This window comes from Aquabacterium sp. OR-4 (assembly GCF_025290835.2).
Taxonomy (GTDB): Bacteria; Pseudomonadota; Gammaproteobacteria; order Burkholderiales; family Burkholderiaceae_C; genus Pseudaquabacterium.
In genome coordinates this window covers 2420426-2434288 of sequence record NZ_JAOCQD020000001.1, presented here as the reverse complement: position 1 = coordinate 2434288, position 13863 = coordinate 2420426, and the positions used below count along the sequence as shown (strand labels likewise).

The window sequence follows — 13863 nt, the reverse complement described above, 5'->3', positions numbered from 1 at the left end:
GTCTCGCCGTGCGCGGCGCGCGGGGGCGGCGCGCCTTGCGGCGCCCTGGGGGAGTGCTGGCCCGATGACACCGCCGCTCGACGACCAGCCCCTGCTCGACGGGGTGACCGGCGCGGATGCCGCCCGCCGCCGCCGCGCCGTGGCCAAGACCATCACGCTGCTGGAAAGCACGCGTGCCGACCACCGCGTGCGTGCCGACGCGCTGCTGAACGCGCTGCTGCCCTACAGCGGCCAGGCGCACCCCGGGCGCTCGCTGCGCCTGGGCATCAGCGGCGTGCCCGGCGTGGGCAAGAGCACCTTCATCGAGGTGCTGGGCCTGTACCTGATCGAGCGCGGCCACCGCGTGGCGGTGCTGGCGGTCGACCCATCGTCCAGCGTGAGCGGCGGCTCGATCCTGGGCGACAAGACGCGCATGGAACGCCTGTCGATGGACGAGCGCGCCTACATCCGCCCCAGCCCCAGCAGCGGCACCCTGGGCGGCGTGGCCGAGAAGACGCGCGAGGCCATGCTGGTGTGCGAGGCCGCGGGGCACGATGTGGTGATCGTCGAGACCGTGGGCGTGGGCCAGAGCGAAACCGCCGTGGCCGGCATGACCGACATGTTCTGCCTGCTGCAGCTGCCGAACGCCGGCGATGACCTGCAGGCCATCAAGAAGGGCGTGATGGAGCTGGCCGACCTGGTGGTGATCAACAAGGCCGACATCGATGCCGCCGCGGCCACCCGGGCGCGGGCGCAGATCACCTCGTCGCTGCGGCTGATTGCCAGCATGGGCGTGCATGGCCACCCCGACCATGGCCACCAGCCGGTGGAGACCTGGCAGCCGCAGGTCATCCAGCTCAGTGCGCTGAAGGGCTCGGGGCTCGATGCGTTCTGGGCCGCCGTGACCCGCTTTCGCGAGGTGCAGACCGCCAACGGCCGCCTGGCCGCGCGACGCCAGGCGCAAGACCAGGCCTGGATGTGGGAACGCATCGACGCCGGCCTGAAGCGGCTGTTCAAGGACCACCCTGCCGTGCAGCAGGCGCTGCCGGCGCTGAGCGACGAGGTGCGGGCGGGCCGCGTGGCGGCCTCGGTGGCCGCACGCCGCCTGCTCGACCTGTTTCACTGAATTTCGACATCCCGATTCCCGAACCCTGATTCCCGATTCCCGACCGAGGAGAAACCGACATGCATGACATCCAGCAGATGCTCGAACAAAAGCGCGCCCTGGCCCGCCTGGGCGGTGGCGAGAAGCGCATTGCCGCCCAGCATGCCAAGGGCAAGCTGACCGCGCGCGAGCGGCTGGAGCTGCTGTTCGACGAAGGCACCTTCGAGGAATGGGACATGTTCGTCGAGCACCGCTGCGCCGACTTCGGCATGGCCGACAACAAGGTGCCGGGTGACGGCGTGGTCACCGGCTACGGCATGATCAACGGCCGCCTGGTGTTCGTGTTCAGCCAGGACTTCACGGTGTTTGGCGGCGCGCTCAGCGAGGCCCATGCCGAGAAGATCTGCAAGGTGATGGACCAGGCCATGAAGGTGGGCGCCCCGGTGATCGGCCTGAACGATTCGGGTGGCGCGCGCATCCAGGAAGGCGTGGCCTCGCTCGGCGGGTATGCCGACGTGTTCCAGCGCAACGTGATGGCCAGCGGCGTGATCCCGCAGATCAGCCTGATCATGGGCCCCTGCGCCGGCGGCGCGGTGTACAGCCCGGCCATGACCGACTTCATCTTCATGGTCAAGGACAGCAGCTACATGTTCGTCACCGGCCCCGAGGTGGTGAAGACCGTGACCCACGAGGAAGTGTCGGCCGAGGAGCTGGGCGGCGCCACCACCCACACCACGCGCAGCGGCGTGGCGGATCTCGCCTTCGAGAACGATGTCGAAGCCATCCTGATGCTGCGGCGCTTCTTCAACTACCTGCCGCTCAGCAACAAAGAGAAGGCCCCGGTGCGCCCCAGCGGCGACCCGGCCGAGCGCCTGGACATGTCGCTCGACACCCTGGTGCCCGACAACCCGAACAAGCCCTACGAGATCAAGGAGCTGATCACCAAGGTGGTCGACGACGGCGACTTCTTCGAGCTGCAGCCCGACTACGCCAAGAACATCATCATCGGCTTCGGCCGCATGGACGGCCAGGCCGTGGGCATCGTGGCCAACAACCCGATGGTGCTGGCCGGCTGCCTGGACATCAAGAGCAGCATCAAGGCCGCGCGCTTCGTGCGCTTTTGCGATGCCTTCAACATCCCGGTGGTGACCTTTGTCGACGTGCCCGGCTTCATGCCCGGCACCAGCCAGGAGTACGGCGGCATCATCAAGCACGGCGCCAAGCTGCTGTACGCGTATGCCGAGTGCACGGTGCCCAAGGTGACCGTGATCACGCGCAAGGCCTATGGCGGCGCCTACGACGTGATGAGCTCCAAGCACCTGCGTGGCGATGTGAACTTCTCGTGGCCGAATGCCGAGATCGCGGTGATGGGTGCCAAGGGCGCGGTGGAGATCATCTTCCGCGAAGACAAGAACGACCCCGTGAAGCTGGCCGCGCGCGAGGCCGAATACAAGGCCCGCTTTGCCAACCCCTTTGTGGCCGGCAGCCGCGGCTTCATCGACGACGTGATCCAGCCGCACGAAACCCGCAAGCGCATCTGCCGCAGCCTGGCGATGCTGCGTGACAAGAAAATTGACAACCCCTGGCGCAAGCACGGGAACATTCCGCTCTGATCGCGCAGCAGGAGAAAAGAACATGTTCACCAAGATCCTGATTGCCAACCGCGGCGAGATCGCCTGCCGCGTGATCAAGACGGCCCGCAAGATGGGCATCAAGACCGTTGCCGTGTACTCGGAAGCCGACCGCGATGCGCGCCATGTGGAGCTGGCCGACGAGGCCGTGTTCATCGGCGCCGCGCCCAGCCGCGAGAGCTACCTGGTGGCCGACAAGATCATCGCCGCCTGCAAGAGCACTGGCGCTGAAGGAGTGCACCCGGGCTACGGCTTCCTGAGCGAGAACGAGGAGTTCGCGCGGCGCGTGGAAGAAGAAGGCATCACCTTCATCGGCCCCAAGCACTACAGCATCGCGGCCATGGGCGACAAGATCGCCTCGAAGAAGCTGGCCAACGAGGCCAAGGTCAACACCATTCCGGGCTGGAACGATGCCATCGAGGCACCCGAGCGCGCGGTGGAGATCGCCCGCGACATCGGCTACCCGGTGATGATCAAGGCCAGCGCCGGCGGCGGCGGCAAGGGCCTGCGCGTGGCCTTCAACGACAAGGAAGCCTTCGAGGGCTTCAGCGCCTGCCGCAACGAGGCGCGCAACAGCTTCGGCGATGACCGCGTGTTCATCGAGAAGTTCGTCGAGAGCCCGCGCCACATCGAGATCCAGGTGCTGGGCGATTCGCAGGGCAATGTGGTCTACCTGCACGAGCGCGAGTGCAGCATCCAGCGCCGCCACCAGAAGGTGATCGAGGAGGCGCCGTCGCCCTTCATCAGCGAGGCCACGCGCCAGGCCATGGGCGAGCAGGCCGTGGCGCTGGCCAAGGCGGTGAAGTACCAGAGCGCCGGCACGGTGGAGTTCGTGGTCGGCAAGGACCAGAGCTTCTACTTCCTGGAAATGAACACCCGGCTGCAGGTGGAGCACCCGGTCACCGAGTGCATCACCGGGCTCGATCTGGTGGAGCAGATGATCCGCGTGGCCGCCGGCCAGGCGCTGAGCTTCGGCCAGGCCGACATCCCGCGCCGCGGCTGGGCGATGGAATGCCGCATCAACGCCGAAGACCCGTTCCGCAACTTCCTGCCGTCCACCGGCCGCCTGGTGCGTTATGCACCGCCGGCCACCACGATGGAAGCCTCGCTGCCGGTGCCCGAGGGCGGTGGCGTGCGCGTTGATACGGGCGTGACCGAGGGCGGCGAGATCCCGATGTTCTACGACTCGATGATCGCCAAGCTGATCGTGCACGGCGTCGACCGCGCCGATGCCATCGAGAAGATGCGCGAGGCGCTCAACGGCTTCGTGATCCGCGGCATCAGCAGCAACATCCCGTTCCAGAGCGCGCTGCTGGCGCACCCCAAGTTCCAGAGCGGTGACTTCAACACCGGCTTCATTGCCGAGCACTACCCCAAGGGCTTCGCGGCCGCCGACGTGCCGCACGACGAGCCCGACCTGCTGGTGGCCCTGGCCGCCACGGTGTACCGCCGCTACCGCGACCGCGCGGCCGGCATCAGCGGCCAGCTGCCCGGCCATGGCGTGCAGATCGGCGAGCAGTTCACCGCCGTGGTCAAGGGCGAGGCCGGCCAGCACCGCTATGTGCCGCTGCGCATCCAGGCCAACGGCCAGGTCACGGTCAGCATCGAGGGCGGCAAGACCTATGTCATCGACAAGGACTGGCGCTTTGGCGGCATCCGCGCCGAGGGCCGCTGCAACGGCCGGCCGTTTACCGCCCAGGTCGAGCGCCATGGGCTGTGGTATCGCGTGTCGCACAACGGCCTGGCCATCGATGCCCAGCTGATGAGCGCACGCGCCGCCGAGCTGCTGCGCGTGATGCCCTTCAAGGCGCCGGCCGACATGAGCAAGTTCCTGCTCTCGCCGATGCCGGGCCTGCTGGTCAACGTGGCGGTCAAGCCGGGCCAGGCCGTGCAGGCCGGCGAGCGCCTGGCCACCATCGAAGCCATGAAAATGGAGAACATCCTCACCGCCGCGCAGGACGGCACGGTGGCCGAGGTGCTGGCGACCCAGGGCGAGAGCCTGTCGGTCGACCAGCCGATCATCCAGTTCGCCTGATCCGCGCCCTGGCGGCGCCCGGCTGGCCCGGGCGCCCCTTTTTTGTGTCGAGAACCCATGAGCCAGTTGTCCACCCTGCCGCAACCCATCACCTTGCACCGCCGCGCGCCGGCCGCTGCCACCGGCCCCGCTGCCGCCACCGGCCGCTGGACGGCCGACACCGTGCTGGCGCTGATGCAGCAGCCCTTCATGGCCCTGGTGCAGCAGGCGCATGCGGTGCACCGCGCCCACTTTCCGGCGGGTGACATCGAGCTGGCCTCGCTGCTGTCGGTCAAGACCGGGGGCTGCCCCGAGGATTGCGGCTACTGCCCGCAGAGCGCGCACCACGACACCGGTGTCGAGGCCGGCAAGCTGATGGGCCTGGACAGCGTGCTCGAGGCTGCACGTGCGGCGCAGGCCGCCGGGGCCGCGCGCTTTTGCATGGGCGCCGCCTGGCGTGCGCCCAAGGACCGCGATGTCGAGAAGGTGGCCGAGCTGGTGCGCGGCGTGAAGGACCTGGGCCTGCAGACCTGCGTGACGCTGGGCATGCTGGAACAGCACCAGGCCCGCACGCTGCGCGAGGCCGGGCTCGACTACTACAACCACAACCTCGACAGCGCGCCCGATTTCTACGGCGACATCATCTCCACCCGCACCTACCAGGACCGGCTCGACACCCTGGCCCATGTGCGCGAGGCCGGCATTGCCGTGTGCTGCGGCGGCATCGTGGGCATGGGCGAAACCCAGGCGCAGCGCGCCGGCCTGATCGCCGAGCTGGCCAGCCTGAGCCCGCAGCCCGAATCGGTGCCGGTGAACCAGCTGGTGCGCGTGGAAGGCACGCCGCTGGCCGGCGCCGAGCCGGTTGATCCGTTCGAGGTGGTGCGCGTGATTGCCGCCGCGCGCATCAGCATGCCGCAGGCCCGGGTGCGCCTGTCGGCCGGCCGCCGCGAGCTGGGCGACGGCATCCAGGCGCTGTGCTACATGGCCGGCGCCAACTCGATCTTCTACGGCGACAAGCTGCTGGTCACCGGCAACCCCGATGCGCAGGCCGACCGCGCGCTGCTGCGCCGGCTGGATCTGCCGGTGGCCGGCGCCGGCGCCTGAGCATCCGAGCCCGCGCCACGGCGCGCCACCACCGTCCATCAAAAAAGACCGCCATGCCCACGCCCAAGCCCTTCAAGATCCTCGGCATCCAGCAGATCGCCATCGGCGGCCCGGACAAGCAGCGCCTGCAGAAGCTGTGGGTCGACATCTTCGGCCTGAGCGTCAAGAGCAGCTTCGTGTCCGAGCGCGAGAACGTCGACGAGGACATCTGCGCGCTGGGCTCTGGGCCGCATGCGGTCGAGGTGGACCTGATGCAGCCGCTCGACCCCGACAAGAAGCCGGCCGTGCACGCCACGCCGCTGAACCATGTGGGCCTGTGGGTGGACAACCTGGCCCTGGCCGTCGAGTGGATGGGCGCCAACGGCGTGCGCTTTGCGCCGGGCGGCATCCGCAAGGGTGCGGCGGGCCACGACATCTGCTTCATCCACCCCAAGGCCAGCGACGAGTTCCCGATCGGCGGCGAGGGCGTGCTGATCGAGCTGGTGCAGGCCCCGCCCGAGGTGGTGGCCGCGCTGGGCTGAGGCCCGGGCAAGACCCACCGGGGCACACCACGGCGGCGCCCGCCGGCCCGGCTTGACCGTGGGCAAGGCACCGGCCAGGGTGGCGCGTATGCTGGTGCATCGAAGCCAGGCCTGGAGCCCATGATGAAGATCCTGCTGCCCGTTGACGGTTCACCCGATGCCCTGGCGGCCGTGGCGCATGCGCTGGCCCTGGTGCGCCAGGGCCTGGCGGCCGAGATGGTGCTGGTGAACGTGCAGGAGCCGCCATCGCTGTACGAGGTGGTCACCGCCCACGATGCCCAGGTGCTTGAGGCGGTGCGCACCGCCGCTGGTGCCGACCTGCTGGCCCCGGCCGAGGCGCTGCTGGACGCGGCCGGCGTGTCGTGGGAAAGCGAGGTGGCCGGCGGCCAGCCCGCGCCGCTGCTGCTGGAGCTGCTGGAGAACTACGGCTGCCAGGCCGTGGTGATGGGCGCGCGCGGCGTCACCGATGCCCAGGCCGGCGGGCCGGGCAGCGTGGCCCTGGCCCTGCTGGACCACAGCCCGGTGCCGGTGACCGTGGTGCGGGCGGTGGCCGCCGAGCCGGCCGAACCGGTGGACGACGGCGTGGCCGCCGAGGGCGACTGAACCGGCGGCAGGCCGCCGCCTTGCCCGGGCTGGTTTCGTGCCGGGCGAAGCCCGTGTTGAAGACTTGCGTGCACGCCCGGCCGCCGCTGCGCCGATGATGCAGCCGCGGCCCCGCCGGACACCCAGGCGCCTACCCGGCGCGCAAGCCCGCCCCCGCCCACGTTCACCGATGTGAGTCGGCGGCGGCGTGCGGCGCGGGCCGCACCCCCCCCAATGGTTTTGCGGCCGCCCCGATGGCGCTGCGGCGCCGCCGGCACGGTGCCGGCTGGCATTGCCGCGTAACATGCGTGTTGGGTGTATGGCGTTGGGCGTCAGGCCTGGGTGTCTGGCCCGGATTTCATGCCCGGGTGTCAGGGCCGGATGCCGGGCCCGCCAGCCCCGACCCACCCGCCTTCAGGCACGATCCGCATCCGCATCCGCATCCGCATCCGCATCCGCATCCGCAGCTTCAGCGCCCGCCATGACCCACGCCGCCACCGAATCCGCCGCCCGGGCCGCCGCCCCGGCCGCCGCCACCCGCCGCAGCGGCCCGGGCGAGGCGCCGGTGATCGTGGTCGGTGCCGGCCTGGCCGGCCTCAGCACCGCGCTGCACCTGGCGCGGCGGCAGCCGGTGCTGCTGCTGGCCAAGCGCCGGCTCGATGATGCCGCCACCGCCTGGGCCCAGGGCGGCATCGTGGGCGTGCTGGGGGCCGACGACAGCGTCGAGGCCCATGTGCACGACACCATGGCGGCCGGCGCCGGCCTGGTGGACGAGGCGGCGGCGCGCCGCATCTCGGCGGCCAGTGCCGAGGCCGTGGCCTGGCTGCAGGCCCAGGGCGTGCCGTTCACGGCCGAGTCGGGCGGCCCGCTGGGCCTGCACCTCACGCGCGAGGGCGGCCACGGCGTGCGCCGCATCGCCCATGCCGCCGATGCCACCGGCGCCGCCATCCATGCCGCGCTGCTGCGCCAGGTGCTGGCGCACCCGAACATCCAGGTGCGCACCGAGGCCATGGTGGTCGACCTGATCACCGACCGCCACCTCACCAGGCGCCACCTGGGCGCTGCCGGCCCGGCCGATGGCGCCTCGGCCGATGGCGCCCCGGCCAATCACGCCCCGGCCGACGACGCCATGGCGCCTGCAGGCGCCGCGCCGCGCGTGTGGGGCGTCTACGCGCTCGATCTGGCCAGTGGCCGGGTGCAGGCGCTGCCGGCGCAGGCCGTGGTGCTGGCCACCGGCGGCATCGGCAAGGTCTACCGCTACACCAGCAACCCGGATACGGCCACCGGCGACGGCGTGGCCATGGCCTGGCGCGCGGGTTGCCGGGTGGCCAACATGGAGTTCATCCAGTTCCATCCCACCTGCCTGTACCACCCGCAGGACCGCCGCTTCCTGATCACCGAGGCGCTGCGCGGCGAAGGCGCGGTGCTGCGCCTGCCGCCGGGCGTGGGCGGCAGCAGCGACGCCGCCGGCCTGCGCTTCATGCCAGCCCACGATGCCCGCGCCGAGCTGGCGCCGCGCGACATCGTGGCCCGCGCCATCGACGCCGAGATGAAGCGCCATGGCCTCGACCATGTGCTGCTCGACGCCACCGCGCTGGGCGAGGCCTTCTTGAAGCAGCACTTTCCCACCATCCATGCGCGCTGCCTGGCGCTGGGCCTGGACATCGCGCGCCAGCCCATCCCGGTGGTGCCGGCGGCGCACTACAGCTGCGGCGGCGTGGTGGCCGATCTGGCCGGCCGCACCGATCTGCCGGGCCTGCACGCCGTGGGCGAGGCCGCCTGCACCGGCCTGCATGGCGCCAACCGCCTGGCCAGCAACAGCCTGCTGGAATGCGTGGTCACCGGCCGCGCCTGCGCCGAGCACCTGCTGGCCGAGCCGCCGCGGGCGGTGCCGCCGCTGCCGGCCTGGGACGAGAGCCAGGTCAGCGACGCCGACGAGCTGGTGGTGGTCAGCCACAACTGGGACGAGCTGCGACTGCTGATGTGGAACTACGTGGGCATCGTGCGCAGCACGCGGCGGCTGCAGCGGGCGCAGGCCCGCATCGCGCTGCTGCGCCACGAGATCGACGAGTACTACGCGCGCTTTCGCCTCACGCGCGACCTGCTGGAGCTGCGCAACCTGGTCGATTGCGCCGAGCTGGTGGTGCGCAGCGCGCTGCAGCGGCATGAAAGCCGCGGCCTGCACCACAGCCGCGACTGGCCCGACACGCTGCCGGTGGCCCTGGCCACCGTGCTGGACGGGCGTCACGTCGTGTGAACAGGCCCTAGCACGCGCAGCGAATAGTCGGTGGCCTGCACATCCTTGGTCAGGCTGCCGATCGAGATGCGGTCCACCCCGGTGGCGGCAATGTCGCGCAGCTGCGCCAGCGTGACGCCGCCCGACACCTCCAGCAGCGCGCGGCCGGCGTTCAGCGCCACCGCCTCGCACATCAGCGCCAGGCTGAAGTTGTCGAGCAGCACGCTGGTGGCGCCATGGGCCAGGGCTTCGCGCAGCTGGGCGATGGTTTCCACCTCGATCTGCACCGACACGCCGGCGTCCAGCGCCTGCGCCGCGGCCAGCGCCGGGGCGATGCCGCCGGCCGCGGCGATGTGGTTCTCCTTGATCAGGATGCCGTCCCACAGCGCCAGGCGCTGGTTGCAGCCGCCGCCCACCCGCACCGCGTACTTTTGCGCCTGACGCAGGCCCGGCAGGGTCTTGCGCGTGTCCAGGATGGCGCAGCCGCGCGGGTTGGGCGAGGCGCCGGCAATCGCATCCACATGCTGCCGCGTGCGCGTGGCGGTGGCCGACAGCAGCTGCAGGAAGTTCAGCGCCGGCCGCTCGGCCGCCAGCAGTGCGCGGGCCTGGGCCTCGATGTCGCACACGATGCTGTCGGCCGCCATCAGCGCGCCTTCGTCGCAGCGCCAGGCCAGCCGGGCGTCGGCATCGAGCGCGCGCACGCAGCCCTCGAACCAGTCGCGGCCGGCCAGCACCGCGGCCTCGCGCACACGCAGCGCGGCGCGCACCCGGGCCGTGGCCGGCACCAGCAGGCCGGTCCAGTCGGCGCGGCCGATGTCCTCGGCCAGCGCGTCGTGGATGTTGCGCCGGCGTGCGGCCTCGAGGCCCTCGTTGGCGGCCGTGGGTTGGAAGCGTTCGGTCATGGCTGGGCTGGGCTGGGCGGAGCGGGGCGAGGCGAGGCGAGGCGAGGCGAGGCTCAGGCGGCCCCGATGTGGCGCACAAAGCCGCCGGGTGGCACGGCGGTGGCGGCGGGCCGCGTGGCGGTGAAGTCGAGCATGCGCTCGATGCAGCCCAGCGCCCGTAGGCGCACGCCCTCGTCGAGCCGGATCTCGCCGCTGCCGCTGCGCAGGCAGTGCAGCACGCCTTCCAGCGCGTTCATCGCCATCCACGGGCAGTGCGCGCAGCTCTTGCAGGTGGCGCTGCGGCCCGAGGTGGGGGCTTCCATCAGCACCGCGGCCGGTGCCAGCTGGCGCATGCGGTGCAGCATGCCGTTGTCGGTGGCCACGATGAAGCGGCCGGCGGGCGCATCGGCCACCGCCTTCAGCAGCGCCGAGGTCGAGCCCACCACATCGGCCTGGGCCACCACGCCGGCCGGGCTCTCGGGGTGCACCAGCACCAGGGCGTCGGGGTACTGCTCGCGCATCAGCTGCAGCTCGGTGGCCTTGAACTCCTCGTGCACGATGCAGCTGCCGTCCCACATCAGCATGTCGGCGCCGGTCTGCTGCTGGATGTAGTGGCCCAGGTGCTTGTCGGGTGCCCACAGGATCTTGCGGCCCTGGTCGGCCAGGTGCTGCACGATGGGCAGCGCGCAGGCGCTGGTCACCATCCAGTCGGCACGCGCCTTCACCGCGGCACTGGTGTTGGCATACACCACCACGCTGCGCTCGGGGTGGGCATCGCAGAAGGCCGCAAAGGCCTCGGGCGGGCAGCCCAGGTCGAGCGAGCAGGTGGCCTCGAGCTCGGGCATCAAGACCCGCTTGTCGGGCGACAGGATCTTGGCCGTCTCGCCCATGAAGCGCACCCCGGCCACCACCAGGGTGCGCGCCGGGTGCTGGCGGCCAAAACGCGCCATTTCCAGCGAATCGGCCACGCAGCCGCCGCTGGCCTGGGCCAGGTCTTGCAGCGCGCCGTCCACGTAGTAGTGGGCCACCAGCACCGCGTCGCGGGCGCGCAGCTCGGCCCGGATCTGCTCGGCCAGTGCGGCGGGGTCAAGGGCCGGCGCGGCGGCGGTGGGCAGGGGGGTGGTGGCAAGGCTCATGCGGCGGGCGTCATGCGGCTGACATGTGGGCGACACAGGCCGCGCATGCTACCGGCAGCGGCCGGCTTCAGCGTTCGTGTGGCACGAAGTGTGGATTGCCAATTGCTGAGAACGTGCTGCTCAGGCTTCGTGCATCATTGGGGTCTGGGTGCGCCATCCCCACAAGTGCACCTCCGCCGTCCGCCAGCCCGCCGCCCGCCGCATGCGCTTCGACCTCGTCACGCTGAACCTGGTGCTCGCCATTGCCGAGACGCGCAGCATCACGCGCGGCGCCGAGCGCGAGCACCTGGCCCTGGCCGCCGCCAGCAAGCGCCTGAGCGATCTGGAAACCCGGCTCGGCGTGGCGCTGTTCGAGCGCCGGGCGCGCGGGGTTGAAACCACCGAGGCCGGCCGCGCGCTGGTGCGCCACATCCGCTCGCTGCACGCCAGCCTGCATGCGCTGGAGAGCGAGGTGGTCGAGTTCTCGCGCGGCATCAAGGGCCACCTGCGCATCGCCGCCAATGCCGGGGCCATTGCCGAATGCCTGCCGGCCGATCTGGCGGCGTTCAGCCAGGCCCATCCGGGCATCCGCATCAGCCTTGAAGACCTCACCAGTGCCGAGGTGCAGGCGGCGGTGACCTCGGGCCGCGCCGATGTGGGCATCTTCGTGCCGCCGCAGCACGAGGCCGGACTGGATTGCCGGCCCTACCGCGATGGCGAGCTGGCGGTGCTGGTGCCGCAGGGCCATGCGCTGGCCCGGCAGGCCGGCGCGCCGCAGGCGGGCGTCGGCGTGGCCGAGGCACCGCCCGGTGCGGTGCGCTTCGACGCGCTGCTGGGCTACGACATCGTCGGCCTGCACCTGGGCGCCGCGGTGCACGAGCAGATGCGCGAGCGTGCCCAGGCGCTGGGCCGCACGCTCAACGTGCGGGTGCAGGTGCGCGGCTTTGACGCCATCGCCCAGCTGGTGGAGGCCGGCCTGGGCGTGGCCGTGCTGCCGGCGGTGGTGGCGCAGCGCTTTGCCCGCATCTTCGCGATCACGCCGCTGGCGCTGGCCGAAGACTGGTCGCGCCGCCCCTACCTGCTGGCGGTGCGCCCGCAGGCGGTGCAGCCGGCGGTGGTGCAGCGCTTCATCGACGCGCTGTGCCCGCCCGCGGCCACCGATACAAGCCTTTCCGGCGCTGGGCCCGACGCGGCTTCGGCGCGACAATCCCGCTCCCCCAAGAGGTAAGCCATGACCGCACGCACGCTCTACGACAAGCTGTGGGACGACCACGTCGTCCACACCGAGGACGACGGCACCGCCATCCTCTACATCGACCGCCACCTGGTGCACGAGGTGACCAGCCCGCAGGCCTTCGAGGGCCTGCGCCTGGCCGGCCGCAAGGTGTGGCGGGTGAGTTCCATCGTGGCCACCGCCGACCACAACACGCCCACCACCGGCTGGGAGCTGGGCTACGACGGCATCACCGATCCCACCAGCAAGCAGCAGGTGACCACGCTCGACGCCAACATCCGGGCCTTCGGCGCCGCGGCCTACTTTCCGTTCCTCGACAAGCGCCAGGGCATCGTGCACGTCATCGGCCCCGAGAACGGCGCCACGCTGCCGGGCATGACCGTGGTCTGCGGCGACAGCCACACCAGCACCCATGGCGCCTTCGGTGCGCTGGCGCATGGCATCGGCACCAGCGAGGTCGAGCATGTGATGGCCACCCAGACCCTGCTGGCCAAGAAGGCCAAGAACATGCTGATCAAGGTGGAGGGCACGCTGGCCCGCGGCGTGACCGGCAAGGACATCGTGCTGGCCATCATCGGCCGCATCGGCACCGCCGGCGGCACCGGCTACACCATCGAGTTCGCCGGCTCGGCGATCCGCGGCCTCAGCATGGAAGGCCGCATGACCGTGTGCAACATGGCCATCGAAGCCGGCGCCCGCGCCGGCCTGGTGGCGGTGGACGACACCACGCTCGAGTACGTCAAGGGCCGGCCGTTCACGCCCGGCACCGATGCGCAGACCGGCCGCTTCGTGGGTGGCGTGGAATGGGATCACGCGGTGAGCCAGTGGCGCACGCTGCACAGCGACCCCGGCGCGGTGTTCGACACCGTGGTCGAGCTCGACGCGGCGCAGATCCTGCCGCAGGTGACCTGGGGCACCAGCCCCGAGATGGTGCTGCCCATCGACGGCCGTGTGCCCGATCCCGACAAGGAAAAGGACGAGGTCAAGCGCGGCGCCATCGAGCGCGCGCTCAGCTACATGGGCCTGCAGCCCAACAAGGCCATCGGCGACATCCTCATCGACAAGGTGTTCATCGGCAGCTGCACCAACAGCCGCATCGAGGACATGCGCGAAGCCGCCGCCGTGGTGCGCAAGGTGGGTGGCAAGGTGGCGGCCAACGTCAAGCTGGCGATGGTGGTGCCCGGCTCGGGCCAGGTGAAGGCGCAGGCCGAGAAGGAGGGCCTGCACGAGGTCTTCAAGGCCGCCGGCTTCGAGTGGCGCGAGCCCGGCTGCAGCATGTGCCTGGCCATGAACGCCGACCGCCTGGAGCCCGGCGAGCGCTGCGCCAGCACCAGCAACCGCAATTTCGAAGGGCGCCAGGGCAATGGCGGCCGCACCCACCTGGTGAGCCCGGCCATGGCCGCCGCCGCCGCGCTGGCCGGCCACTTTGTCGACGTGCGCCGCATCGCCTGAAGGAGCCCG

At 71.0% G+C, this 13863-nt stretch carries 11 protein-coding genes; 9 read left to right on the top strand and 2 right to left on the bottom strand.

Annotated elements, in window-relative coordinates; all coding sequences use genetic code 11:
* Nucleotides 1-64: 64 nt before the first annotated feature.
* From meaB to nadB, 7 genes are all read left to right on the top strand, one after another.
* On the top strand, nucleotides 65-1105 hold the full coding sequence (gene meaB, locus N4G63_RS10510; RefSeq protein WP_260788369.1) for a methylmalonyl Co-A mutase-associated GTPase MeaB: 1041 nt from the start codon (nucleotides 65-67) through the stop codon (nucleotides 1103-1105).
* A gap of 59 nt (nucleotides 1106-1164) precedes the next feature.
* A complete protein-coding gene (locus N4G63_RS10505) occupies nucleotides 1165-2697 on the top strand; it encodes an acyl-CoA carboxylase subunit beta (protein ID WP_260788368.1) in 1533 nt (510 codons plus the stop codon).
* 22 nt (nucleotides 2698-2719) lie between these two features.
* On the top strand, nucleotides 2720-4750 hold the full coding sequence (locus tag N4G63_RS10500; protein WP_260788367.1) for an acetyl-CoA carboxylase biotin carboxylase subunit: 2031 nt from the start codon (nucleotides 2720-2722) through the stop codon (nucleotides 4748-4750).
* Between the two features lie 57 nt (nucleotides 4751-4807).
* Nucleotides 4808-5833, top strand: a complete 1026-nt coding sequence (gene bioB, locus N4G63_RS10495) for a biotin synthase BioB (protein ID WP_260788366.1) — start codon at nucleotides 4808-4810, stop codon at nucleotides 5831-5833.
* A gap of 53 nt (nucleotides 5834-5886) precedes the next feature.
* On the top strand, nucleotides 5887-6354 hold the full coding sequence (locus N4G63_RS10490; RefSeq protein ID WP_260788365.1) for a VOC family protein: 468 nt from the start codon (nucleotides 5887-5889) through the stop codon (nucleotides 6352-6354).
* Between the two features lie 123 nt (nucleotides 6355-6477).
* A complete protein-coding gene (locus N4G63_RS10485; protein WP_260788364.1) occupies nucleotides 6478-6957 on the top strand; it encodes a universal stress protein in 480 nt (159 codons plus the stop codon).
* Nucleotides 6958-7417: 460 nt separating this feature from the next.
* Nucleotides 7418-9193 carry an L-aspartate oxidase gene (nadB, locus tag N4G63_RS10480; RefSeq protein WP_314599650.1) on the top strand — a complete coding sequence of 592 codons (1776 nt, stop codon included), beginning with the start codon at nucleotides 7418-7420 and terminating at the stop codon, nucleotides 9191-9193.
* Here the strand turns inward: nadB and nadC are convergent.
* Nucleotides 9181-10074: a carboxylating nicotinate-nucleotide diphosphorylase gene (gene nadC, locus N4G63_RS10475; protein WP_260788360.1), complete on the bottom strand. Its 894-nt coding sequence runs from the start codon at nucleotides 10072-10074 to the stop codon at nucleotides 9181-9183. The genes nadB and nadC overlap by 13 nt on opposite strands.
* Nucleotides 10075-10127: 53 nt before the next feature.
* Complete coding sequence (gene nadA, locus N4G63_RS10470; protein WP_260788359.1) at nucleotides 10128-11189, bottom strand: quinolinate synthase NadA; 1062 nt, start codon at nucleotides 11187-11189, stop codon at nucleotides 10128-10130.
* 202 nt (nucleotides 11190-11391) lie between these two features.
* Here nadA and N4G63_RS10465 point away from each other — a divergent pair, with 202 nt between their 5' ends.
* Together N4G63_RS10465 and leuC are read left to right on the top strand one after the other, a co-directional pair.
* Nucleotides 11392-12396, top strand: coding sequence for a LysR substrate-binding domain-containing protein (locus N4G63_RS10465; protein WP_260788357.1), 1005 nt, complete (start codon nucleotides 11392-11394; stop codon nucleotides 12394-12396).
* A gap of 3 nt (nucleotides 12397-12399) precedes the next feature.
* Nucleotides 12400-13854: a 3-isopropylmalate dehydratase large subunit gene (gene leuC / locus N4G63_RS10460; RefSeq protein ID WP_260788355.1), complete on the top strand. Its 1455-nt coding sequence runs from the start codon at nucleotides 12400-12402 to the stop codon at nucleotides 13852-13854.
* The last annotated feature ends 9 nt before the right edge of the window (nucleotides 13855-13863 follow it).

What these genes read in the sequence shown, in the direction of transcription:
- meaB (WP_260788369.1), top strand. Translation starts at nt 65, where the DNA reads ATGACACCGCCGCTCGACGACCAGCCCCTGCTCGACGGGGTGACCGGC.
- nadA (WP_260788359.1), bottom strand. Translation starts at nt 11,189, where the DNA reads ATGAGCCTTGCCACCACCCCCCTGCCCACCGCCGCCGCGCCGGCCCTT.
- N4G63_RS10500 (WP_260788367.1), top strand. Translation starts at nt 2,720, where the DNA reads ATGTTCACCAAGATCCTGATTGCCAACCGCGGCGAGATCGCCTGCCGC.
- leuC (WP_260788355.1), top strand. Translation starts at nt 12,400, where the DNA reads ATGACCGCACGCACGCTCTACGACAAGCTGTGGGACGACCACGTCGTC.
- N4G63_RS10505 (WP_260788368.1), top strand. Translation starts at nt 1,165, where the DNA reads ATGCATGACATCCAGCAGATGCTCGAACAAAAGCGCGCCCTGGCCCGC.
- N4G63_RS10490 (WP_260788365.1), top strand. Translation starts at nt 5,887, where the DNA reads ATGCCCACGCCCAAGCCCTTCAAGATCCTCGGCATCCAGCAGATCGCC.
- N4G63_RS10465 (WP_260788357.1), top strand. Translation starts at nt 11,392, where the DNA reads ATGCGCTTCGACCTCGTCACGCTGAACCTGGTGCTCGCCATTGCCGAG.
- nadB (WP_314599650.1), top strand. Translation starts at nt 7,418, where the DNA reads ATGACCCACGCCGCCACCGAATCCGCCGCCCGGGCCGCCGCCCCGGCC.
- N4G63_RS10485 (WP_260788364.1), top strand. Translation starts at nt 6,478, where the DNA reads ATGAAGATCCTGCTGCCCGTTGACGGTTCACCCGATGCCCTGGCGGCC.
- bioB (WP_260788366.1), top strand. Translation starts at nt 4,808, where the DNA reads ATGAGCCAGTTGTCCACCCTGCCGCAACCCATCACCTTGCACCGCCGC.
- nadC (WP_260788360.1), bottom strand. Translation starts at nt 10,074, where the DNA reads ATGACCGAACGCTTCCAACCCACGGCCGCCAACGAGGGCCTCGAGGCC.